We start from the raw sequence: 21,029 nt of genomic DNA, 5'->3' as shown, positions 1-21,029 counted from the left end.
CGTAAAAGGATAGCGCCGTCAGACGACACCCTCTTTTACACGAATGAAGCCGGGCTTGACCACTGCCCTCGACAGCCAAGAATCAGGTCCCTGTTGGCGGCTGCATCGACGCCAGCAACTTCTTCGCCCGCGGGTCCTGCAACCAACAGGAAACAGCGTGTTTGCTATGGACATGGGTCTCCGCAGGCTGGTAATTCCGACATACTTCCAACGCGTAGTCACAGCGCGCAGCGAATGCACAGCCAATTGGCGGGCTGAACAAATCCGGGGGTGTTCCAGGTATGGGGCTGAGCGGAATAGAGCGATCCGCATCCAAACGTGGCATCGACGCCAGCAAGCCTTTGGTGTACGGATGCTGCGGATTGTAAAAAATGTCGCGAACAGGTCCGGACTCTACCACCTTTCCGGCATACATGACGTTGACTCGATCCGCAATCTTGGCGACAACTCCCAAATCATGCGTGATAATAATGATTGAGACTCCCGTCTTTTGTTGAATGCTTTTGAACAGCTCGATGATTTGCGCCTGAATCGTCACATCCAATGCTGTCGTTGGCTCATCCGCAATCAAAATGGATGGCTTACAGACAAGCGCAATCGCAATCATGATCCGTTGGCGCATCCCGCCACTGAACTGATGGAGGTACTGCTTGAGACGACTCTCTGGATTGGCGATCCCGACCAAAGTGAGAATTTCAATCGCTTGCCGCTTGGCTTCGCTTTTGGCAACCTTTTGATGGCGAACGATTCCTTCCATAATCTGCTCACCAATCGTAATTGTCGGGTTGAGCGACGTCATCGCATCTTGAAAGATCATGGAGATTTCTTTCCCACGCAGCTCGCGCATTTTCTTTTCTGGCAGCTTTGCCAGGTCCTGCCCTTTAAAATGAATGCTTCCACCCGCGATTTTTCCGATATGCTCCGGGATCAGACGCATGATGCTCCTTGCAGTCACGCTCTTCCCGCATCCGGATTCACCAACAATCGCCAGTGTCTCCCCTTTGTTCAAGGTAAAGTTCACGTCCCGAACAGCGTTCACTTCACCGCCATGCGTCTTGAATGTGACCCGAAGCCCACTGACTTCCAGCAGCTTTTCCGTTTTATCCATGTTGCCTACCTCCTTGACTTCGGATCGAACGCATCGCGCAAGCCATCACCGAGCACGTTGAACGCAAGCATCGTCAGCGAGATGAGGAAAGCAGGGAAAAAGAGCCGCCACCAATGACCAGACAAAATGGTTGGGAGTCCATCGTTAGCCATCACTCCCCAGCTAGCCATTGGCGCCTGAATACCGAGACCGAGGAAGCTCAGAAATGCCTCTGCAAAAATCGCAGATGGAACAGATAACGTGACATAGACAATGATGATGCCAATTGTGTTGGGCAGCAGGTGCTTGCGAATGATGTAGAAAGGCTTTGCCCCCATTGTTTTTGCTGCCAGTACGTACTCCGAGTTTTTCATTTGCAGGACCTGACCGCGCACAGTCCGGGCCATCCCGATCCAACCAGTCGCACTTAACGCAATAATAATGGTTAAAAGTCCGGGTCCCATGACGACCATCAGCAAAATCACAACCAACAAATAAGGAAGTCCGTACAAAATGTCTACGAAGCGCATCATGATATTATCGATTCGCCCGCCCAAATATCCGGCAATTCCTCCATACAAGACACCAATGAAAAAATCGATGAGTGCTGCCGTCAAACCGACAAAAAGGGAAATGCGCGCACCATACCAAACACGCGTGAACACATCGCGACCAAAATCATCAGTACCAAACCAGTTCGCTTCCGATGGCGGTTTGTTTTTCATAATAATCGACTGTTTGGCGTATTCATGACCAGAGATCATCGGTCCAATCGTAGCCATAACCCCGAGCAAGATAATAACCACCAACCCCATCAGGGCCAGCTTGTTTCCTCGGAGGCGAAGCCAAGCTTCTTGCCAAAACGTCAGTTGAGGTCGCACAATCGCTTCCGCATTGAGGTTGTCTTTTCGCATGGGGATAAATAAATCATCAGAAACGATCATCCTTCGCTCTCCTTTCGATGCAGCTTAATTCGTGGATCAATGATGCCGTACAGTACATCGACGACAAACATCAGGAAAATCAAAAGTGCGCTATAGAAGACTGTCGTTCCCATAATGACGGAATAGTCACGGTTATTAATGCCAGCGACGAAGTATTTCCCCATCCCAGGAATCGCAAATATTTTTTCGATCACAAAGCTGCCCGTTAAAACGTTGGCAATCAGTGCGCCTAAAAGCGTGACGACAGGCAAAATCGCATTACGCAGTGCGTGCTTCAACACGATCGTCGCCGGAGACAGCCCTTTTGCGCGAGCGGTTTCAATGTATTCCTGGGTCAACACTTCCAGCATGTTGGTACGAGTCAAACGAGCGATAATCGCAATCGGACCAAACGCCAATGCAAGCGCTGGCATAATCACATGCTGCCAAGACCCCCACGTTGCAGTCGGCAACAGCTTCCACTCGACCGCCAAATATTTGATTAATAAGGAAGCGACAACAAAGCTGGGAACAGATATCCCGATAACAGCAATAATCATGGCAAGGTAATCAATGAGACGGTTATGTCGTAACGCGGCGATCACACCAAGCGCGATACCAGTGATAATCGCAAAAACGACAGAAATCAGACCGAGTTGAAAAGAAACGGGGAATCCACGGGCGATCATTTTGTTGACCGTATCCGAGCTGTTGGCAATCGATGGCCCAAGATCAAACTGCACCAGCTTTTGCAAGTACAGTCCGTATTGGACGAGTAGTGGCTTATCCAGGTTGTAGTAGGCATTGAGGTTGGCAGCAACCGCTTCGTTTAATGCCTTTCCTTCTTTTTCAAAAGGAGATCCTGGAACGGCATGCATCAGGAAAAAGGTGAGGGTAATGATGAGCCATAAAGTCACGATCATGGAGATAAATCTGCGGAAGACAAAAGATAGCAAGGACTCTCCTCCTTTTCATCAAAAATCCGTAAAACCATGTTGGTGGCAGGGACGGAACTCTCGTAAATAAGCAAAAAACCCAGCAAATGCACGCGATCATGGCATTTGCTGGGTTTTACTTACGTGTATGCCGTGCATACGAATAAATAAAGCAGCGGGTGTATTCATTTGGTGACTGTGGCTTTATTTCTCGTGGAAACTGCTTGTTTGTACTTCTTTTGCGCGTCCTTGAACGCTGCGATCAATGTTTTTTGGGAAGATCCAAAATACCGAAAGCGAATCTCTTCGCCAATTTCCTCCGACGCCATAATTGAATGACCAATAAAGATCGACCGAGCAAAGTCAGACGTCAGTTGGACCGTGGAGGAACAGGCCGCATCTACGATCTTGTCGTTGGAAGTATCGACAACCAATCCGATAAAAAAAGCACTGAACTGCTGTGTAATCGGATTATTCGAAGAGGACTGTGCATCGCCTACGATATAAATGGTATCTTTATCAAACAAATCAATAACCCCACTTTTACTATGCTTAACGGACCGGCAAACGGGATGTTCGGAGAGCGACTTCCTCACAATCGCAAGCTGGGTAAGCACTTTCCTACATAGTACCAGAAGAATTTGCAATTTGTAAATAAGTCTGACTAATCTTTCAGTTCTTCTACAGATACGACTGGAAACGAATGTGACGGCAGCATCGGTAGAAACGGTCGCTCGTCGATGTAGGCCACTACGACATGGGATGGACCGACCATTGTTTTCGGTGCTAGCTGTAGTTCCTCCCCACGCTCAGTTACGACGGTAATCTTCAGCATGCCACCTCCCGGACGAGCTGGCCCTTTCGTTGCCCGCTCTTGCACGAGTGTTTTCCCATTGTACTGTAAGCGTAATTGGAGGTCATTACGCCACGAACGGAAATCCACATAATAGCGCGAGAAAGGTATGGGATCAGTGGTCACACTGTCTTCTTGAGGGACGAACATGGCTTGCTCACGACGGTATCCACCATTTTCGTACATTCTGTCATCAAAACGTTCAAGAGCCTCGTCTTCTAGCAGATCAATCACACCCTCTGTTTTCAATACAGGATCAACAGCAAAGGTGGCGTGATGATTAGACAACTCCAAGAGTATCTTCACTTCTGTTTTTTTCTGCATGGCGATGTCTGCATCTACAATAAACATACCTACCAGCAAAAAGAACAGCATCGTAGAAATGGATAAGATGTTTATACCCGTAACGATAGCCTCCTAACGGGAGCTTTTACAGATCGTAGTCCATGATATTAACTGTGCCTATTCTTTGGACTTGCAAGGAATCAGCTGGCATTGGAATCCATGAGGTAAAGCGGGGGTATGGAATTGCCAGCTCCACAACAAACTCATCTTCGTGGCTCCACAGAACGGGATCAAGTGAACGAGTGAGAGTGACACTGACAGACAGGTCTTGATCTGGAATGGAGAACTTTTTCTCTCTCAGCTCCCGAGCGATCAATGCCCGAACCTCTTTTTGTAAGTTGGCTTCACTCGTTCCACCATGGTTGCTGACGTATTTTGTAGCGGCCGCGCTCACTTCCAATAATTCGTTTCTGGCCTGAACAACCGTATGTACCTGTAAAAGTCCTAATGGAACGAGTAGCATAACCATAATGTTCAGAATCACAGCGATTAATTGACCCATTAGCCTGTACCAAAACGCGTTACTTCAGCGAGCAAATCACCGAAAAACTGCGTGCATGCCGAAAGGAGATTTTGCGGACCGGTTAGAAGCAAACCTACTGTCAAAGGCAAAACAATAGCCATTACAGCCAAAATGCTAATCATTTTATTCATGCACTACCACCCTGGATCAAAGTATTCGGACGGCCGGCTTCCCGTAAAGGAAAAGGATGTATCCCCCTCCACAAATTTGTGCAGCCATTGGGTCACTTTTGAAGGCTGGATGGCAACCGACAAGGTAATCGCCTCCTGCCGCTCTTTGCGAGCTCGCTCGCTCTCGGTTCGAGGCCAGCTCCCAGCAAACGCATCCCCTGTCACTTCCCAACCTAGTTCTTTCATTTTAAGGAGATAGTAATCTGCTAACGTAGGCTCCAAATACCCGATGTCCTGCATATCATCCAATAAGTCAGCATAGATTCCACGGGCAATCGCCCTTTCCATTGCGTACAAGTGGTAAGCTCCCAATGCAGAAGTAATCAATAGAAGGACCAGTAAACAAATAAGAAAGACTTTTGCTTTTACCATCGTTTTAGAAACGCCAGCTCCTCTTTAATGGAAGATGATAGTCGCTGCTCGATACACCCTTTCCTGTTGTGTCTGTTTAAGCTGCTCCTCTGGCTGGAGATTCCAAAGCACCGCGCACAAGCTCCCTACCATAATCGAAATGATGAGAAGAACGTGGATGTGCAGCATCAGTTTGACGACGTATAGGATGTGCCGTTTTGCATCCTGAAGTTAATGTTTTCATTTCGGGTATCGTAGTTCAGCGATGTGATGGATTGGTTAATGCTCTCGGCCGAATCGTTTGCGGCAGGGCTTAACTCATTGCCATAGCTGCTGACACCGATCCCTAACACCATGACGCATGCTAAAAATATAAAAAACATTTTCGACATCTCGAATTTCCCCTTTTCTCATACGTGATTTAAGGTATGGCTTTATCGATCCACCCAACTGCTCGATCTCTCAGGCCGTCCTCTCTCACTACCGATGTGTTTATTTCGGACAAACTAGAAACGATTATTCCTAAAGAGAAAACGATGCACATGATGATAGATAATAGCTTGGTCATGAGTTGCTCCTCCTCAGGTCAAATATTTATCCAGAATTTCTGTAAGCAGCTTATACCAAGGAAACATAGCTACCAATAACCCCATGTAAAATGCCGGGTAGACAATCACTGTGTAGCCAATCCCCAAAGATTTTATCTTTTTTCGATGACGGAACATTCTTCGGTGGTCGACAGCCCACTCCATTCGTTGCATAGTTGCACTTACTTGTCCTTCGCTCAGCGTCTCAATTGTACGCATGCTCGATACGAGGATAATTCCGTCGTCGACGCCAATTTTGCGTTTAAAGCTCTCAAGTGCCTCATTTGGGTCTCTGTTCCAATCAGATAAAGTAGGGATATACTCTTTTAGCTTTCTAGTAGGTCTTGCTGCCTTGACCATGGCATTGTAAATGGGCACCTGATTTTCTAGAAGGGTCACATAGCGATTGATAAATCTGGCGATATCTGTGCTCAGCATATCTTCCCTGTGATTTGCCCACATCTTCAAGCCCATGTACGGAAGCATGTAACTCCCGGCAGATGCCAGGCACATCGACAAAAGTGGAAATGATTCCATTCGGCTTAAGACGACCCACATAAGAATCAGGATGCAAACGGCACTTCCAGTCAACAATTGCAGAAACACCCACTCCGGTTTTCCCCATCCAAAAGGCCTTCCTGCTCGTGATAGTAACTGTTCCCATTTGTCGTCTTCGTCAGGCTTGAGTACCTGCTCCCACTTTCCCCACCACACCCCGGAAACAAACAGCTTCGGCTTTTGCTTGTGAAACAAATACTTCCCGATCATAAACGTTGCACTAAAAACAAATAGAGCGCCTAATCCAAGGTAGGTATACATTATTAGTATTGGCATTAGCGATATCTCCTTCCCCAAATAAACGCCAACAGGATCGAAAAGGTCCACACAGTCGTCGCAATCGCTAATATGGCTTGTCCGTCTGGCGTGTAGAAATAGAGACGATAGGAGTCTTGAAGCAACCCTTGATTGTAGGGGATCAAACATATACAAATCGCTATAACGATAAGCAGGCTGATCCAAATGGAGTATATTTCACTATCACGCTCATGCTTTTCATCTTGTTGTACAAACATCTCATTCGTTAACCGATTTAGAGGTGATTGAATATCTTCTGTTTCTCCTTCCAAACCGCTGGAAATATACGTTGCAAAATCAAAAGCCCACGGATGGTCCAGTCTTTGCGCAAATTGTTCTACTGCCGCAACCGAGTTTCCCCCATCCGAAAGGCTATTGTTCAGCAGAAGGAGGTCAGGCAATAACTCTTTCGGGCATTCCTCTATCATTTCGCGAAAGGTAAGGACGATGTTTTTGCGACTGTTATAATAACGGGCAAACAATTCTACGAAACGACAGAATGAGCTGATTTTTTTATTCATTTGGACGGTATAGCGTGCGTATAGAATCAGTGTTGGCAGCAAGAGGAATAAGAGAAAAAGCGACAAAGATACAATCATATTTCCTAGCAAAATACCTGAGATGAATCCCGCTATCCCGCCAATCATGGATAGTATTAAGTACCCTTCTGCTGTACCTCCCACGATTTGACACCAACGCTCAAAGCGTTCATACATCATGCGCCGGGTAGAATGCCTTAAAAATTTCTCTCTCCATACCTCAACTGTGCGCGGGAAGAACACGCGTGGACTTCTCCATCCCTTATACAGGTGTAAGCCGAGAAACAGAAAGCCAGAGAAGAGACATAGAAACACCGGGAAAAGAAATGTGTAAATCATAGCTGCCTGCCTACATCGGTAAGACGTAGCTCTTTCAATACTTCAATGTCTGCTTTGCCGACGTAACACATGTATTCAACTAAATGTGGGCTCAGTTGATTTCCCGTCCATTCATAAGCTCCCGTCTGCATGTTGCGGCCTACGAGGGGAATAGATTCGACTCGGTTAAAAGATGAATTCCACTCCGTTGTATGAATGGCATCAATAAAACGGTGACCACTGTTGCGGTATGTAAGCGAATTGACAAAATTGACTGCTCTGCTAATCCGCTCCTGGGTCAGCTCGACACTCCGCCCTCCGTATTGATACACAAGATCGGTCAAGTCATGTAACGCTCTATGAGCAAATCGTTCGTGCATCGCTCCGATTGTTGCGTCCGTCCCTCTGATTCCGGCATTTATAAAATGGTACGCTTCTATCGGCTCGCGAATTTCTCCAATCAAAATTGTATTTGCGGTTGATCGGTACATGTCTTTGAAGCAATGCCCTAATTCAATGCCGATTTCCTCCACGTTTTGGAGTTCAATCACTTCACCTCGCCAAATATCACCAAATCGCATCTCGTGTTCACTTTCAAAGATTGTGATATATTCTGTCCGAGGGTCCTTCAGCTTCATCATACACATCATCAGCGTTGTTTTCCCTGCAGCCATCGGTCCAATAACCAGTACATTGCTGCGTCCGTACACTTGCTGTTCCATTAGCCATTGAATTCTTTCGTCGAAAGCTGGCTGTTGCTGTGTACGAAGTTGGTCGAGTGAAAAAGTAGGCGTTGTAAATCGTCTAACCAGAATGGTCGGTACTCTGGAATAAGGGAAAGTGAACATAGTCAGTCTCGCTTTTAGTGAATGTAAGTATCCGCTCAATCTAGGTTTTTTCTCGTTAAAAGATAGACCCGCTGTATTGGTCAACTTTTGTTGAAGGGTTTCAACCTCTTTCCAGCTTGGTTTGTAAGAGAGAAATTTTTTGACCCCTTGCTCCAAGTAGGCAATGTTGCGGTTTGCAGAAATTCGCACTTCCTCTACCCACGGAGATAAATGGAGGACGGCATCGAGTATGCCCCACCCGTATGTAGAAAAGGTGAGACCTTCGTAACCATTGACATGCGGCAAAATTTGTTCGGTTACTGGTCGTTGGAGGACTTCCTCAAAATAATGCTGTAAGCGAAGAATAATATGGTTGTGACTATCACGATCTCCCTGTTCTGCCAAAGCGAGAATTCGTTGCATCTCTAACTTCTCTTCGCGAGTTTTGCCAAAATGATTTAAATAATCTCTCGCTGCTTGTTTAATATCCTCGATGGTTTGGATGTCGGATCCAACTGGTTGTTCTCGTTCTATCCCTCTCATCAGCAAATCACCGCACTTTTATCCATATATTGTGCCTTAGCAATTTCCTTCAAACTGCTGATGTACGATTTGGGAGCGAAAAACTCTTCTATTAATACACTGCAGCTCTGATGAGATTGATTGAGCCTGCTCTCCGAAATGCGTGGTACTACACCGTAGACTGAAACATCTTCCCCGATTCGAAAGGGTTGCCCAGGATCTAAATGACTGAGCAGAACCTCGCATTTCACTCCTCTTTCTCTCCAGTTGTGCAACCACTCTCTGGCACTATCGATACTAAAGGGATCAGCTCTCACGAACAAAAGATTGCGGTCAACGGTATGAAGCAACCGCTGTAGAGTCTCAGACTCAGGAAAGCAGTAACCCCAATCGACGTATACATAGTCAAATTGCATGCGAAACACACGAATTAGATTGCTTAATTCTGAGCTTTTCCATTTGCTAGCAGCATGTGCGTAATACAAATTTGGCAAGTGCTCGCTCTGTTTGCAGACATTGCTCCAGTTACGCTTGGCAGTTGTTTGTATATCGATAAAGTCAGGACGAAATAAAGATAATTGATGTTGTTGGAGCTTGAAGAAACGTGTTAGATCCGGCTTGGCGTCATTCATATCAAGTACGACAATGCGCTTTTCAGGATGCTGTCTCGCTAGGATGACGGGATAATTAATACAAAAGGTAGTAATGCCAGAAGCTCCGTAGCTCAATAAAGCGTAAACGAGCCCTTTTTCTTTTGACGATCCGATATCTGCACACTCTTGCACGAAGCCTAGAATCAGACTGATTTGATGGCGTATTTCTTCTTGTGATAAATGGGCCGATAACAGGTATACATGCTCTAGCCCGGACTCCTCCGCTACCTTCTCAATCATCTTCTCATCCCGATAGAGAGGAACAATAATTAACGGTGAGTTTGGTGGGAGTTGTGCTTTCAGGGCCGGAAGCCATTCCCAAACGGGAGAGTTGAACATTTCGGAAAAGATCACGGTAGCTTCTGGCATATAAAGCTGCACAAGCCGTGAAAATTCCTCCGCCGACTCAGCTACCAGCACATCACTGTAAACAGGCATATACGTCTTGGCGAGTGACTTCATCGGATAACAAACCAAAATTTTCATGACGCTTGCTCCTTTGAACCCATGATATGACCTACCTGAAGCATCCCATATGACATTGCCTCGCTTACTATCACATACTCCTCGTCTGTCAAATTAAAGCCGATAAAAGCAGGTAGTGCTGTTGGCTGGACCCGGTAGTCACGATATCGTTTTTCGCCATTCTGCAACGGCTTTTCTCGTGATCCATGAAAGATGGAATCCATCTGATCAGGAGATGGCAACAAGCTCGGCTTTAATGTATAGATTTCAATACCATTACTGTCCCTCACGCTTGCAAGCTGACTTTCAAATAACAAATCTGCCGTATCATTGGTTTTTCGAAAATGCAGTGGTGCAGGATAGTCTTGCAGCTCCGAGAGATTCTTGTATTTGACCCAAATTTTCACATGATCACCCTTGCGTAATTCCGTTAAAGGATGAATGGATAGTAGGGGGAACTCGTAGCGCGCCTCCCCTTTTTCCGGTAAAAGCTGCGAATCTGTCAGCTTTTCCACTAATAATTGCTCGCCTTCGTATATAGTCTGCGTGCTCCTTTTCCCCAAAACGGTATCCAAATCACGCGCTGAACCTGGAAGAATTTCATCCACTTCTTCCTGTACAAGTATCACATCATCTTGTGTAATCGGCTCGAAGGCTGATATTTCTTTCCCTGCAGCTACCTTTACAACTGGAGCAAAAAGCTTTTCTGCAGCCATCGCATCAATATATTGAGTCGCCGCATAAAAGGACGACCCTGCTAGCAGAAACGAAATTAAGCAAATGACAAGCAATGTTTGCTTCTTCATAACATCCTTCCTTTATAAGCATAAATCAATGACTGAAACTCAATTTCTTCCTCCGGGAAAAGCTCCAATAGTAGATTGGCTTTGGCGCTGGCCATTGCTGTTTTCTCTCCATCCATCAACGGAATCATGTCAGTTACCTGTGTAGCTCCAGGCTGCTGATCCCATAGGGAGAGCGTTCCTTCTACTTTTTTCATGATGCTTGTTCGAGACAATTGGCTATTCCACTTGTTTGCTATCATTTTTATTTTTCTTCTTTCTGTCTTCCACCAAGCAGGGGCTGGATCTACCAGGAACAAACGGGTAAGTCTAGCCAAATCTGCATCAAATACTACCCATATTTCGTCGGCATGCTCAAAAATTTGTTTGGAGTGGATATCATTCCAGTAGGAAGAAACATCAATGACAACAATGGGACTATCCTTACAAATCCGTAGTAACCAATTGGCTGTATCTGTTTGAGAAGATTCGTGCTGAAGTTGTGCTGGGGATTCTATCTGGATGCGAAGATGATTATTCTGCATGAGGAGCGATGGTGTAGGAGAATCTCTTACTTGTTGTCGAACTCTACGTTCAAAATCAAGTGCAAAATAATAATAGGAAGTCACTTTTGGTAACTCGCAAAGGGTGACAGGAATGCCTTTTCCTGACCATGCATACGCTAGGTTACTTGCAAGAAAACTAGCTCCAGCCTGTGCGTACAAACTCATAACAGCTATACATTTACGCTGATACGACTCCTGTTGCTCAACTATTGGTGGGGAAGCAAGCTTTTCTTTAAGCACTCTCCATTGCCGCTCTTCCTCAATAGACTGTGAAAACTCCTGCTGCTCCAAATCACGGAACCTGGAGACAAAGCGGCTCATTTGGTGAAACATGATTATCCCACCTGGGAATCATTTGATTTATTTTTACTGGCAATGTATTTCTCAAATTTCTCAACCATCTCTCGAACAGTGAGGGACTTGCGATGATAATAGTATATTTTGCGCAATCGCTCCCGTTCCTGAGCTGTCATTTCTGGTCTCACTTTCATAGCTAGCTCGATTAACAGAGCGAGTTCGACGTTGTTAGGTCTTCCTCTTCTCGGTGGATTAGCAAATAGCTCCTGCTGCTTTTTATTAAATGCGTTTGGATACTCTACCAGCCACATGTCCACCAACGTTTCAATATCTTCATGTGTACGTACACCGAGCTTCATCAAGTATTTAAAATATGTGGGGATGGGACGCTCACGTATCTGCCCATTTTGCCAACGGGCAAGGAATCCATTTGGCATAGTTAGATGCTTGGTTACGTCTCGGATGAGTGCTATCCGATTTGGCGATTGGTATTGAACGACTGCTTCCTTTACTAGCGTAAACAAAATGTCATGATAATTGACGCCTTTATACCCGCTTCCATACTCTGTGATGTACCATTCCTCAACTGCTCGATCAAAATCTCTCCGGCAATTCGATAATTGAAGCTGATTCAGATGCTCATAAAACTCTTCCAGATCATACTGAACCATAAACTCTTCCTGGTAATCTCCAAAAACAAAAGCAATAAAGGATTCCTTAAACTCTTCCAATGACAACAATGTCAGCTTGTTTGTCTCCTCATAGCAGCGGTTGACTAATTCGATTGCACTCTTTGCCAACACGTCAAAATACCCCCATTTTCCTTTTTATAGAGCGATAGATATTCTCCAACAGCATTCTTGACTCGTTGAATCTTATTTAGCCTGATAAACCAGGCATTTCGCTTTATGGATCGCCTCACACGCACCCGTGCAAGGCGATTAAGAGAACCTACTCCGTTACAAAGTAAAGTTCTTCTCCGGTCGCGAAAAGAAGAGCGATCCTTCCCCCGCGCTCCATGACGGTTGGAGCATTCTCCATTACAATCAGTCCGTCATTGAGTACTACTCTTTCTCCAAATCGATGTACGGATTCGATCTGGAACGCTCCCTGCGGAACTCTTTCCACTGAAAGATATCTGCCGGGTTTGTGCTTCTGGTAGCGTACTTGTCGCCCTAGAAGCTGCTCCACGGATGCAGAGCATTTCTGGTGAGCCTCTACTGTTGCCATACGCAACGCCTCCTTCTCTCACCTGTAGAGTACGGCCGTTTCATCTGCTTATAAGCCTATGAAACTATCTCTACCGTAAAAAAAGACAGCAGGGTTGTGCAAATATTTTTATAACTCTTCCCAATAAGAGGGATCACTAAGTTCGGGATACATTTCAGTGACCATATCAAATGGTGAAAAGTAGAGTGTATCGACGAGAATTTTTAGTTTATATGTTTTCAGGAGAGTATACGCTCTCTCTGTTTTGCTGAAGATACTTGGCAGTTGACGCAAATCTGCCAGCTTTAGTAGATGCTTGCACATATAGTCGACGCATATTTTTGCCCGTTCCTCACCCTTTATGCTCTGAAAATAAGCCGGTGGAAAATGACGTCTTATTCCTGAAAGCACTTCTTGGTAAACCCATAGCACTCGTTGCTCTTCTGAAAGCCGAGGTAAATACGGATAAGCAAATTCTACGAAATAATACACATCCTCAGCCTTTGCCTCGATAGGCGGCTCAATAAATTCTCTTACTAAATGCAGCTTCAATTCTTTTACATCTTGCAAGCTCAATTCACGTCGAGCTTGCTCTGGCGTCCATCTTTTTACATTTTCAATCGCATATCTGACAACCAATTGGACTTTTTGCTTACGGTACTGCACCTCTTCGAACTCGTACGGGGAAAAACGCTTTTGCTCTCCGTTAAGAATTCGTTTGTACCGATCGACTATTTTTGAGGGCACTGTCATCTCACTCCTATCCCCATTTCTGGAATATACTACTAAATTACCATGCGGGATTAGGACAAAAATAACAGTACCTTTGTTCAAGATTGTGACTTTATTCATAGACTCCAGACTGGGAGACTCTGTTCATTTTTACAAAAAGCTCATCCCAAAATACAGGTATATTCTTTTCAACCTTTACTTCTAAATGATAGATTCCTTGCAAGTACAAATAAGGCCGTTCACCTTTTTGGTGAATGATAGAGACCTCTTCACTTGTCCCCTCCAGATTCGGCCTGTTTAATCTCCAAAGAATCCCCGCTTCTTCACGTGCCCCGCGAATGATATCCGCATCACGCCGTTCAGCTTCTTCTGTTGTCGCAAACAATCTGATTTGCTTATCACCGTTTGAATCCACGTACTCCCATTTTCCAGCCGCACGCGCTCCCTTGGTAATCAGATCGGCTGTATGTTGCATCCTCATTTTTAGATAATCTGTCTGCTCCAAAAATAACAGGATAGAGAGCAGGCTGCCCAAGCAGAAGAGAAAGAAGAGCACAGTAATCATTGTTGCCCCGCGCTCTTCCTTCACTCGAAACAAAAAATGGTGCAACAGATCATTCATTGCTTCTCCTCCGCATTTTCAACCATCATGTGATAGCTTTCGGTTATCTCGTATAATTCCCCCGTAGCGAGAAGCCGAAATGAAACTGTTGCTTCTGCTTTTACATGACTGCCTTTTCTCCAGCCGTTACCATCAAGCTCCAACTGCACATCTTTGTGAAGGACTCCGATACCTTGTGCTAATTCCGCTGTGCCTCGCTGTTTCGAATGGAATTTGGCCAAACCGAAATTGGGCTGCACTGCAGCAATTCTTCCTGCCTCATACGCAGCCGCCAATGCCTTTTGCTTGTTGTACATCATGCTGAATTGGTCAAAGGAGAATACGATCAAGATCCAAACTAAAGGAAACACCAAAATAAACTCAATCATTTGGCTGCCTCGCTCATCTTTCACCCTCGTACGTATCACTCGTCCCATGCGTGTGATCATCCGCTTGCTCCGATGACATCTTGTACGGATTGGAACACAAAAGCACCCAGCAAATATACCGCATAGGGGAATGAAAAGGCTGTTCTTTCCCTGCCTGGAAGCCATACTTGTCGATGAGACGACCATCCGGCTGCCATGATTTGAAGATTGTTGCGTAAACGAGCCCAATTTTGCGGATAGAACACCATAACAATCAGGCACAAAATGATGGAATGCAAAAACAAAGAATACACCACACTCCAGCTCGTCCAAGCACCAACAGCCATCAGCAACTTTTGATCCCCCATCCCCATCCCTTTTAAGATTACGGGACCAACTGTCAACAAAAAGGCTCCTGTCATACCTAACAATGCTCCAGCTAATAATTCACCTTCCCACTGATACCATAAGCCGACAGCAATAGATGGGAAAACAAGAGTATTCGGTATTTTTCTTTGTCTCCAATCCATCCATGCTGCCATTCCTAACACGCCTAGCAAGACTACGTTTGTCATTTGCTTATTTTTTCTTGCAGTTCCTTCAGCTTCTCGTCTTCGGCAGTGCCTAGTTGTGTCAGTGTCGGAATAAGCACAATCAAGATGACGGCAATGATAATGACCATTTCCACGATCGTAACACCGTCCTCCTCATACCAAAAACGCTTGACGTAATTTGCGAGGGCTCCCATTCCATTCACTCCTCATTGAGATTTTTGTTCTATTTTCACTCTGCCAAAAGACAGTGCCTCTCGCAAAAATATTTACACGCGCTTATTTTTCTACAAGCTTTCTCCTATGCCGATGAATGCAGGACCCATCACCAAGAACAACAACGGTAGGCCCATTAATAAAATGATAAAAGGCAATAACCTGATATTTAACCGATTCATATGGGTAGCAGCCTCGTCTTCTTGTTGTCTCACTTGCTCCTCTACTTGCACAGACAACATTTGTGATATACTAACCCCTTTTTTCATCGCCTCGTTCATCTCCAACGCGATGGTAGTCAACGAATCTACCTCCCACCGAAAAGCCAGCTCTTCAAGCGCCTTTCTCCAGTTCCCATGCCTTTTTTCTCCCATTTCTAGGCTCGCAAGCTCTCTACCAAGTCTTGCATCAAATCGTCTCGCTGTCTGCTTAACAGCCTGCTGCAATGGCATGCCTGCTTCCACCAGTGATTGCACAATGCTGAAAAAAATAGGAACCTGCTCACGAATTTCAGCTTTTGCCCGCTTGTCCGCCCAATCTAGCAGCATATTTGGCAACAAGTACAAAAATAAGCTAAACGTTAAGGGAAACCCATTCAACGTACCGATTTTTTCACCGTTAACCATGCTCATTGCCAAAGAAGCTAGAGATGAAGCAATGAAACACATACTGATGAGCCGGAACAAGACAATCTCTGTCAGACTTATATCGATCCCCAGACGCGCCAATGTTTCCTCTATTTTTTTCTTATCGACACCCGTCCATTTGTAGAAATGCTGTAGCAGTATCTGGTTTTTCTCCAAGCCTCGAATCAGTGTCCATCTTTTTCGTCCTTGTTGAAACGATTGCTCAAGCTTTGCCTGTTTCTCAGAATCAATCCTGCCCAAAAGTGTGGTGGAGAATGGTTCTCCCTTACTCACACAAGACGGCAAGCCGTACAGAAATATAGCAAAACTCATCACTATACTTATAACGAGAACGAACATTGAACCCTCTCCTATGCTCCCCTGCTTATGCTTTTATGCGCAACATAACGAATTGCTTCTCCCCCAACCAAAATAGAAGCCAAGCTTCCTAAAATCAGAAACCGTCCCCCCATTGTGGCCGTTAGTGGATCGAAATGATTGGGATTGTTCACATACAAAGCAATGACAAAAACAAACGGCATGACACTTAGTAAATTCACTTGTGCAACGATCTGAGCCATAGCTGCTTTTTGTCTACGGAGCGACTGTCGGCGCCGCAATATCGAAGAGGCAGCCAAATCGAGCGTTTTGGCCATGTCTCCGCCCATCTCACGTTGAATGTGGACAATGGTCGCTAAATATTTGACATCTGCTGATCCTGTACGTTCAAAGAATCGATTCATTACGTGCTCTAACGGGACTTGTGCCCGCAATAGCTCTACAATACGCCTGTATTCCTCTAATACGATTTCTGATAAAAACGGACTTGCCGCTACCTGTTCAAACGCATGTAAATACGATGGAGAAGTGCGTAAAGAACTGGCCATCAGACGAATCGCTTTTACATTGCCTGCTTCGAAATCGTCCTTTCGACGAGCTCCCCATACACTCACCAACCGTTCGGTAAACATAATCCCTGCCAGCAAAGCAGGCAATGCCATCCACCAAGACTGCAAGATCTGACTACTCACACCAAAGGACGCGATCCCCAATAAAAAAGAGAGGGTCACATACTGGTTTACCCCCCACCCTGAGCGCGATTTCGCCAACCTCTCCTCAAACTGCTTCCAAATCGTTTTTCTTTCCTGTTGGAGCACTTCTACGATTTCGTGCTTCCCCATCGGTTCTCGCATATAAAATTTGTTGGGCATGACCAATAACAGGATGGCCATCCCCATCCCTACCGCAACAGGTAAGCTAATATCCATACCTTCTCCTCCTATAGAGGTATTGGAGTGGTGAAAAAGACTTGCTCAATCTCCTCTCGCGACAGCCCTTTCTCTAGCCATCGTTTAATAAGTCGTTCTGGGCGATAGCCTGTCCATTTGAAGTGACCCTTTACTCTCCCATTCTCCACCCCAGTTGGTTCGTACACGTAGATATCCTGCAAATACACCCGATCAGGGAGAACCTGTTTAATGTTGCAAGCTCGTTTTATCCATTCTTCATGCGATTGACCCGTCCCCACTACCTCCGTTATCGCAACCACCTTGCGACTGCCATCTTCTTCAAAACGTTTTACTTGAACAATCAGATCCAGTGCTGAACCGATCATTAAATTGCGCTCCTCAGCACTATACCCTTCATCTGCTTTTCCAAATAAAATGGGCAATGTTGAATCGACCAAAGCTCGCGGTGAGTTTGCATGCGCTGTGCTCCAGCTACCAGGGTGATCCGTATTCATCGCCCAAAGCATATCTACGATTTCACCACCTCGTGTCTCACCGACCATAATGACATCCGGCCTTTTTCTCAAGGACAAACGAACACAATCCTTGATCGAAAACCCACCCTTGCCCTCATAATTCGCAGGTTTCGCTAAAAATCTGCGCACAAAAGGATGCTGAAGCTTCATCTCCAAAACGTCCTCGATCGTAATAATACTTAAATGATCAGGAACATACTGAGAGATGAGATTAAGCATGTGTGTCTTGCCTGAGCCTGTTCCTCCACTGACAATGCCAGACGCACGAGATAAACGGACGGCTCTGTTTAAAAAGAGAAGCATCGGCTCGCAAATGGAACCATACCGCAAGTAGTCGAACTCGCTGAGTAGCTCACGGTGTTTTCTGATCGTGAGCATATGACCATCGGGAGAAATAGAGCGATGCGTAGCAGCAACCCGGGAACCGTCTGGAAGCTGTGTATGCAACTCTGCTTTTGTTTCATTAAACTCACGCCCCATTGTCGCTGCAATTTGTTCCAATAAGCGCAGCAGCTCCTCCTCATCGCGAAAAACAGCAATGTCCGGCGATTCAAGACGACCAGTACTTTTTCTTTCAATGACGAGATAGTTATAGCGGTGAAAAAGAATCTCTGTGATGTCGTTATCCTCTAATAAGGCATCTAATGGCCCCCAACCGGTCAAAGAATGCAGCAATCGTTTTACTTCTGCTTCCATTTGTATGGATGCCAGGGTGGTTTGCGACTCCAACAGCATTCGAATGTCTGCCGTCAGCTCATCTAAAAAGAGTGGGGACTGCTTTTCCTCCCATAATCGTTTTCCGTATTTCTCGACAATCTGGGTACGTATCGATGTTTCTCTATCTGTCCCGACCCATTTTTCATTCGGCCGCTCGTGATCAGGGGCTTGCATTTTTTCGTGAAGCGTCGAAGGAACTCCCGTCATTCCCCTCCCCGCAGATCGTAATTCTTGCGCTGTGCGGACCTGATTAGAAATACCTAGTAACTGTTTTTTATCGAACATGACACCCTCCCTTATCCCCATAACCACTTAAAGAGAGATGTTTTCTCTTTTTGTTTCTCTTTTCCAGCAGCCTTCATTTGCTCCCCATCTACGGGGAACAGTGCTTTTCCTAATGTCTCAATGGCTTCCTTGGCCGGAATTCTCCCTGTCTGGAGCATGACTGGCGTTCCGGTGTTAATCGATTTTTTTACTTCCACATCGTCAGGTATTGAGAAGATTTTTTTGCTAGGGTGAAGTTGAAAGTAAGCACGAATTTCATCTAAGGTAAACATTTCTTTCCGCTGCAAACGATTCATGCAAATTTGAATGCGCTCTTCAGGGTACTCTGCTTCTCGCAACAGTTTCAGCAATCGTTGAATATTTTCAATGGAGTCTACCACCGGATTTCCCACCATCACGACATGCTCTGCAAAAAACAGAGCTTGAATCGTTGCATCTGTCGTATCAGGAGCCGTATCGATAAGAATAACGTCGTAGTTGCTTTGTTTTAACGTTTCGAGAATCAGATATAAATGATATTCACGGATTTCAAAGCTCTGCCGAATATCACGGGGAGAGGTAAGTACATGCAATCCCGTATCAGGATGAGCAACCACATATTTCTCGATTTGTTGTGGAGATAAAGGCAAGGCTTGTGCGTATTCCTGCCATTCCTCACTGCTAATGGAATACGGGTCTTTTCCTTGACTCTGAATAAACGAATGCAACTGAGCATCAAGATCCTTTACCCACGTAAAAAGATTAGGGGTACGAGGGAGATTCAAAGTAGTCGCAAATGTACCGAGATCAAGATTGAAGTCTACAGCGATTACCCGCAATGGGAGACCTTCGCTTTTTTGCATGGAAAAGAAAATCGCTAGCTCACGAGAAATAAATGTTTTTCCTACGCCACCCTTTGGGCCGTAAACAGTAATAAGCTGTTTGGGACGAGTCATTTCGGGAACTAGTCTATCTGTGATCGGCTCGGAGAATGAAGGCGGTTGGCTCGGATAACCCTTTGATTGTTCCTGGACTACATACTGGTTTTGTTGTGGTGCAGCTTCTGCTACCATGCCTGGAGGCTGTATCATCATGGCCAACGCTTCGATTTGCCCTGGTTCAATGGGCTTGGCAATAACCCATAAGCCTAAGTTCCGGAAAAACGGTTCCCACACCAGTTCATTGCTTGAGCAAGCAGCAATAAATGAAAGATGAGGAAAGGCTAGCCGAAACTGCTGACACAACACCCCTCTTTCCGTTCCCTTTATACCACCTAGCAACACCAAATGGGGTTGGTTTGCCTGTAATTTTGCCCATGCCTCTTCCACCCCGATTGCTTCCCCGCACACTTCTATCCATCTACTATTTATAAGTTGAGCCGTTAACAAGCGAACTGAATCTCGATCATCATCTACTATGAGCAAACGCCTCTTCACTCATGCTCCTCCTTTTGAATACCCCAGCGTGTTTTCGTCTTCATTAACTCTGCAGCGAATTTTGCGTCTCCTATTCCCGGATTTCCCCCATCCTTCACTGCCGCCAAGCCCAATCTGATTTTTCCATAATGAAGTGCGTGTGTTAGCAAGACAGCCTCATCACGTGTCAGGGAGAGAGTAACAGCTACCAAATTGGGATGATCACCTTCCATTTCGCGTTGAACGCCAATGATCGGCATGTTTTGCAATAGGAGTCCAGAATGTGCTCCTGTCTCATCTTCAAAGGAAGCATAGACGTGTACACTTTCTCCGCTTGATACATGTGGTGAAACTCCTGCTACATTGTCTACGGGAATGCTCATACCTGTCATTTTTTCTGATATCCCTCCGCTGCCTTGCGCCTTGCTTTTTTGTTCCAAATCACTTTGCAATAATGGTCGGCCTCCCTTCACTTGACGGGTGAATGCTAAACCGACAAGGCCCTGTCCTTCTTCCCATGGAATCAAGCCTGGAATGGGGGCAATGGGTTGTTGAAAGATCCCTCCCAGTCTCAGTGTCAATGGCTCCATATCCCTCGCTTCAAGTAATTGGCCACTTTCTTTTTCCACTGTTGATCGCAATTGTATATAGGTCACTTGATGCGGCTTCAAAATGATGTAGGTCGCTACACCTATACATGTAGCGAAAAGCAATATAGCCAATAATCGTAGCGGATGTATAGACATTCTCTCCCTCCTCTCCATTGTTTCTAGCGTAGGGGAGAATAGCGGGACAAAAAAAGAAAACAAAAAAACCGTGCAGAACAAATGCACGGTTACACCTATTACACAAAAAAAGCTGCATTCTCCATTACTTTTTACAAGTAATCGGGAATACAGCTTTTCGTCTTGTTCCTTCAAAACTGAATACGCATGATTGCTAAGAGTGTGTGGATAAGTCCTCGACC

General features: G+C 45.5%; 28 protein-coding genes. All 28 read right to left on the bottom strand.

Going from position 1 to position 21,029, the window contains the following annotated elements; all coding sequences use genetic code 11:
- Positions 1–82: 82 nt before the first annotated feature.
- Positions 83–1,108, bottom strand: coding sequence for an ABC transporter ATP-binding protein (locus PMI05_RS19025; protein WP_007725211.1), 1,026 nt, complete (start codon positions 1,106–1,108; stop codon positions 83–85).
- A gap of 5 nt (positions 1,109–1,113) precedes the next feature.
- Positions 1,114–2,001: an ABC transporter permease gene (locus PMI05_RS19020; protein WP_369751232.1), complete on the bottom strand. Its 888-nt coding sequence runs from the start codon at positions 1,999–2,001 to the stop codon at positions 1,114–1,116.
- A 26-nt stretch (positions 2,002–2,027) separates the two neighbouring features.
- Positions 2,028–2,966 (bottom strand): ABC transporter permease, encoded by a 939-nt coding sequence (locus tag PMI05_RS19015; protein WP_007725204.1) that lies wholly within the window; start codon positions 2,964–2,966, stop codon positions 2,028–2,030.
- Between the two features lie 164 nt (positions 2,967–3,130).
- The gene (locus PMI05_RS19010) at positions 3,131–3,472 is read right to left on the bottom strand and encodes a DUF3870 domain-containing protein (protein WP_012683929.1); all 342 of its coding nucleotides are present in this window, start codon (positions 3,470–3,472) and stop codon (positions 3,131–3,133) included.
- Positions 3,473–3,609: 137 nt separating this feature from the next.
- Positions 3,610–4,173 carry a hypothetical protein gene (locus tag PMI05_RS19005; RefSeq protein ID WP_007725199.1) on the bottom strand — a complete coding sequence of 188 codons (564 nt, stop codon included), beginning with the start codon at positions 4,171–4,173 and terminating at the stop codon, positions 3,610–3,612.
- Positions 4,174–4,228: 55 nt separating this feature from the next.
- Entirely contained in the window at positions 4,229–4,645 is a 417-nt protein-coding gene (locus PMI05_RS19000; protein ID WP_007725194.1) for a hypothetical protein, read from the bottom strand.
- Positions 4,645–4,797, bottom strand: coding sequence for a hypothetical protein (locus PMI05_RS31145; RefSeq protein WP_007725191.1), 153 nt, complete (start codon positions 4,795–4,797; stop codon positions 4,645–4,647). Before PMI05_RS31145 ends, PMI05_RS19000 begins: the two co-directional genes overlap by 1 nt.
- A 3-nt stretch (positions 4,798–4,800) precedes the next feature.
- Positions 4,801–5,208 carry a hypothetical protein gene (locus PMI05_RS18995; protein WP_007725189.1) on the bottom strand — a complete coding sequence of 136 codons (408 nt, stop codon included), beginning with the start codon at positions 5,206–5,208 and terminating at the stop codon, positions 4,801–4,803.
- A 167-nt stretch (positions 5,209–5,375) separates the two neighbouring features.
- Positions 5,376–5,579: a hypothetical protein gene (locus tag PMI05_RS18990; protein ID WP_007725184.1), complete on the bottom strand. Its 204-nt coding sequence runs from the start codon at positions 5,577–5,579 to the stop codon at positions 5,376–5,378.
- Positions 5,580–5,608: 29 nt separating this feature from the next.
- A complete protein-coding gene (locus tag PMI05_RS31140) occupies positions 5,609–5,755 on the bottom strand; it encodes a hypothetical protein (RefSeq protein ID WP_007725181.1) in 147 nt (48 codons plus the stop codon).
- Positions 5,756–5,768: 13 nt separating this feature from the next.
- Positions 5,769–6,608: a hypothetical protein gene (locus PMI05_RS18985; protein WP_007725179.1), complete on the bottom strand. Its 840-nt coding sequence runs from the start codon at positions 6,606–6,608 to the stop codon at positions 5,769–5,771.
- Positions 6,608–7,312 carry a hypothetical protein gene (locus tag PMI05_RS18980; protein WP_238543330.1) on the bottom strand — a complete coding sequence of 235 codons (705 nt, stop codon included), beginning with the start codon at positions 7,310–7,312 and terminating at the stop codon, positions 6,608–6,610. The genes PMI05_RS18985 and PMI05_RS18980 overlap by 1 nt, the downstream gene beginning before the upstream one ends.
- 191 nt (positions 7,313–7,503) lie before the next feature.
- Positions 7,504–8,856: an ATPase, T2SS/T4P/T4SS family gene (locus tag PMI05_RS18975; RefSeq protein WP_007725172.1), complete on the bottom strand. Its 1,353-nt coding sequence runs from the start codon at positions 8,854–8,856 to the stop codon at positions 7,504–7,506.
- Positions 8,856–9,974: a hypothetical protein gene (locus PMI05_RS18970; protein WP_007725168.1), complete on the bottom strand. Its 1,119-nt coding sequence runs from the start codon at positions 9,972–9,974 to the stop codon at positions 8,856–8,858. The genes PMI05_RS18975 and PMI05_RS18970 overlap by 1 nt, the downstream gene beginning before the upstream one ends.
- Positions 9,971–10,759, bottom strand: coding sequence for an SAF domain-containing protein (locus PMI05_RS18965; protein ID WP_007725165.1), 789 nt, complete (start codon positions 10,757–10,759; stop codon positions 9,971–9,973). Before PMI05_RS18965 ends, PMI05_RS18970 begins: the two co-directional genes overlap by 4 nt.
- The gene (locus PMI05_RS18960) at positions 10,756–11,592 is read right to left on the bottom strand and encodes a hypothetical protein (RefSeq protein WP_238543329.1); all 837 of its coding nucleotides are present in this window, start codon (positions 11,590–11,592) and stop codon (positions 10,756–10,758) included. The genes PMI05_RS18965 and PMI05_RS18960 overlap by 4 nt, the downstream gene beginning before the upstream one ends.
- A 44-nt stretch (positions 11,593–11,636) precedes the next feature.
- Complete coding sequence (locus tag PMI05_RS18955) at positions 11,637–12,401, bottom strand: hypothetical protein (RefSeq protein WP_007725159.1); 765 nt, start codon at positions 12,399–12,401, stop codon at positions 11,637–11,639.
- Positions 12,402–12,549: 148 nt separating this feature from the next.
- Positions 12,550–12,828, bottom strand: a complete 279-nt coding sequence (locus tag PMI05_RS18950) for a hypothetical protein (protein ID WP_007725157.1) — start codon at positions 12,826–12,828, stop codon at positions 12,550–12,552.
- A 108-nt stretch (positions 12,829–12,936) separates the two neighbouring features.
- Positions 12,937–13,554: a hypothetical protein gene (locus tag PMI05_RS18945; protein WP_007725155.1), complete on the bottom strand. Its 618-nt coding sequence runs from the start codon at positions 13,552–13,554 to the stop codon at positions 12,937–12,939.
- 97 nt (positions 13,555–13,651) lie between these two features.
- Complete coding sequence (locus tag PMI05_RS18940) at positions 13,652–14,161, bottom strand: hypothetical protein (protein ID WP_007725153.1); 510 nt, start codon at positions 14,159–14,161, stop codon at positions 13,652–13,654.
- Entirely contained in the window at positions 14,158–14,589 is a 432-nt protein-coding gene (locus PMI05_RS18935) for a TadE/TadG family type IV pilus assembly protein (protein WP_007725150.1), read from the bottom strand. The genes PMI05_RS18940 and PMI05_RS18935 overlap by 4 nt, the downstream gene beginning before the upstream one ends.
- Positions 14,586–15,083, bottom strand: a complete 498-nt coding sequence (locus PMI05_RS18930; RefSeq protein WP_007725147.1) for a prepilin peptidase — start codon at positions 15,081–15,083, stop codon at positions 14,586–14,588. The genes PMI05_RS18935 and PMI05_RS18930 overlap by 4 nt, the downstream gene beginning before the upstream one ends.
- Entirely contained in the window at positions 15,080–15,256 is a 177-nt protein-coding gene (locus PMI05_RS18925) for a hypothetical protein (protein ID WP_007725144.1), read from the bottom strand. Before PMI05_RS18925 ends, PMI05_RS18930 begins: the two co-directional genes overlap by 4 nt.
- Before the next feature lie 90 nt (positions 15,257–15,346).
- A complete protein-coding gene (locus tag PMI05_RS18920) occupies positions 15,347–16,261 on the bottom strand; it encodes a type II secretion system F family protein (protein WP_007725142.1) in 915 nt (304 codons plus the stop codon).
- Positions 16,262–16,272: 11 nt separating this feature from the next.
- Positions 16,273–17,169 (bottom strand): type II secretion system F family protein, encoded by an 897-nt coding sequence (locus PMI05_RS18915; RefSeq protein ID WP_007725139.1) that lies wholly within the window; start codon positions 17,167–17,169, stop codon positions 16,273–16,275.
- A gap of 11 nt (positions 17,170–17,180) precedes the next feature.
- Positions 17,181–18,668: a CpaF family protein gene (locus PMI05_RS18910; protein ID WP_007725138.1), complete on the bottom strand. Its 1,488-nt coding sequence runs from the start codon at positions 18,666–18,668 to the stop codon at positions 17,181–17,183.
- A gap of 11 nt (positions 18,669–18,679) precedes the next feature.
- A complete protein-coding gene (locus PMI05_RS18905; protein WP_007725135.1) occupies positions 18,680–20,083 on the bottom strand; it encodes an AAA family ATPase in 1,404 nt (467 codons plus the stop codon).
- Positions 20,080–20,808: a Flp pilus assembly protein CpaB gene (locus PMI05_RS18900; protein WP_007725132.1), complete on the bottom strand. Its 729-nt coding sequence runs from the start codon at positions 20,806–20,808 to the stop codon at positions 20,080–20,082. The genes PMI05_RS18905 and PMI05_RS18900 overlap by 4 nt, the downstream gene beginning before the upstream one ends.
- Between the last annotated feature and the right edge of the window lie 221 nt (positions 20,809–21,029).

This window comes from Brevibacillus sp. BC25, assembly GCF_000282075.1.
In the GTDB taxonomy this organism is placed as follows: Bacteria; Bacillota; Bacilli; order Brevibacillales; family Brevibacillaceae; genus Brevibacillus.
This window is presented reverse-complemented; position numbering and strand designations above follow the sequence as displayed.

Bases quoted from the DNA above. Each gene is read 5' to 3' on its own strand.
- PMI05_RS19025 (WP_007725211.1), bottom strand. From the start codon at position 1,108: ATGGATAAAACGGAAAAGCTGCTGGAAGTCAGTGGGCTTCGGGTCACA.
- PMI05_RS19020 (WP_369751232.1), bottom strand. From the start codon at position 2,001: ATGCGAAAAGACAACCTCAATGCGGAAGCGATTGTGCGACCTCAACTG.
- PMI05_RS19005 (WP_007725199.1), bottom strand. From the start codon at position 4,173: ATGCTGTTCTTTTTGCTGGTAGGTATGTTTATTGTAGATGCAGACATC.
- PMI05_RS19000 (WP_007725194.1), bottom strand. From the start codon at position 4,645: ATGGGTCAATTAATCGCTGTGATTCTGAACATTATGGTTATGCTACTC.
- PMI05_RS31145 (WP_007725191.1), bottom strand. From the start codon at position 4,797: ATGAATAAAATGATTAGCATTTTGGCTGTAATGGCTATTGTTTTGCCT.
- PMI05_RS18995 (WP_007725189.1), bottom strand. From the start codon at position 5,208: ATGGTAAAAGCAAAAGTCTTTCTTATTTGTTTACTGGTCCTTCTATTG.
- PMI05_RS18990 (WP_007725184.1), bottom strand. From the start codon at position 5,579: ATGTCGAAAATGTTTTTTATATTTTTAGCATGCGTCATGGTGTTAGGG.
- PMI05_RS31140 (WP_007725181.1), bottom strand. From the start codon at position 5,755: ATGACCAAGCTATTATCTATCATCATGTGCATCGTTTTCTCTTTAGGA.
- PMI05_RS18985 (WP_007725179.1), bottom strand. From the start codon at position 6,608: ATGCCAATACTAATAATGTATACCTACCTTGGATTAGGCGCTCTATTT.
- PMI05_RS18975 (WP_007725172.1), bottom strand. From the start codon at position 8,856: ATGAGAGGGATAGAACGAGAACAACCAGTTGGATCCGACATCCAAACC.
- PMI05_RS18970 (WP_007725168.1), bottom strand. From the start codon at position 9,974: ATGAAAATTTTGGTTTGTTATCCGATGAAGTCACTCGCCAAGACGTAT.
- PMI05_RS18965 (WP_007725165.1), bottom strand. From the start codon at position 10,759: ATGAAGAAGCAAACATTGCTTGTCATTTGCTTAATTTCGTTTCTGCTA.
- PMI05_RS18950 (WP_007725157.1), bottom strand. From the start codon at position 12,828: ATGGCAACAGTAGAGGCTCACCAGAAATGCTCTGCATCCGTGGAGCAG.
- PMI05_RS18940 (WP_007725153.1), bottom strand. From the start codon at position 14,161: ATGAATGATCTGTTGCACCATTTTTTGTTTCGAGTGAAGGAAGAGCGC.
- PMI05_RS18935 (WP_007725150.1), bottom strand. From the start codon at position 14,589: ATGATCACACGCATGGGACGAGTGATACGTACGAGGGTGAAAGATGAG.
- PMI05_RS18930 (WP_007725147.1), bottom strand. From the start codon at position 15,083: ATGACAAACGTAGTCTTGCTAGGCGTGTTAGGAATGGCAGCATGGATG.
- PMI05_RS18925 (WP_007725144.1), bottom strand. From the start codon at position 15,256: ATGGGAGCCCTCGCAAATTACGTCAAGCGTTTTTGGTATGAGGAGGAC.
- PMI05_RS18920 (WP_007725142.1), bottom strand. From the start codon at position 16,261: ATGTTCGTTCTCGTTATAAGTATAGTGATGAGTTTTGCTATATTTCTG.
- PMI05_RS18915 (WP_007725139.1), bottom strand. From the start codon at position 17,169: ATGGATATTAGCTTACCTGTTGCGGTAGGGATGGGGATGGCCATCCTG.
- PMI05_RS18910 (WP_007725138.1), bottom strand. From the start codon at position 18,668: ATGTTCGATAAAAAACAGTTACTAGGTATTTCTAATCAGGTCCGCACA.
- PMI05_RS18900 (WP_007725132.1), bottom strand. From the start codon at position 20,808: ATGTCTATACATCCGCTACGATTATTGGCTATATTGCTTTTCGCTACA.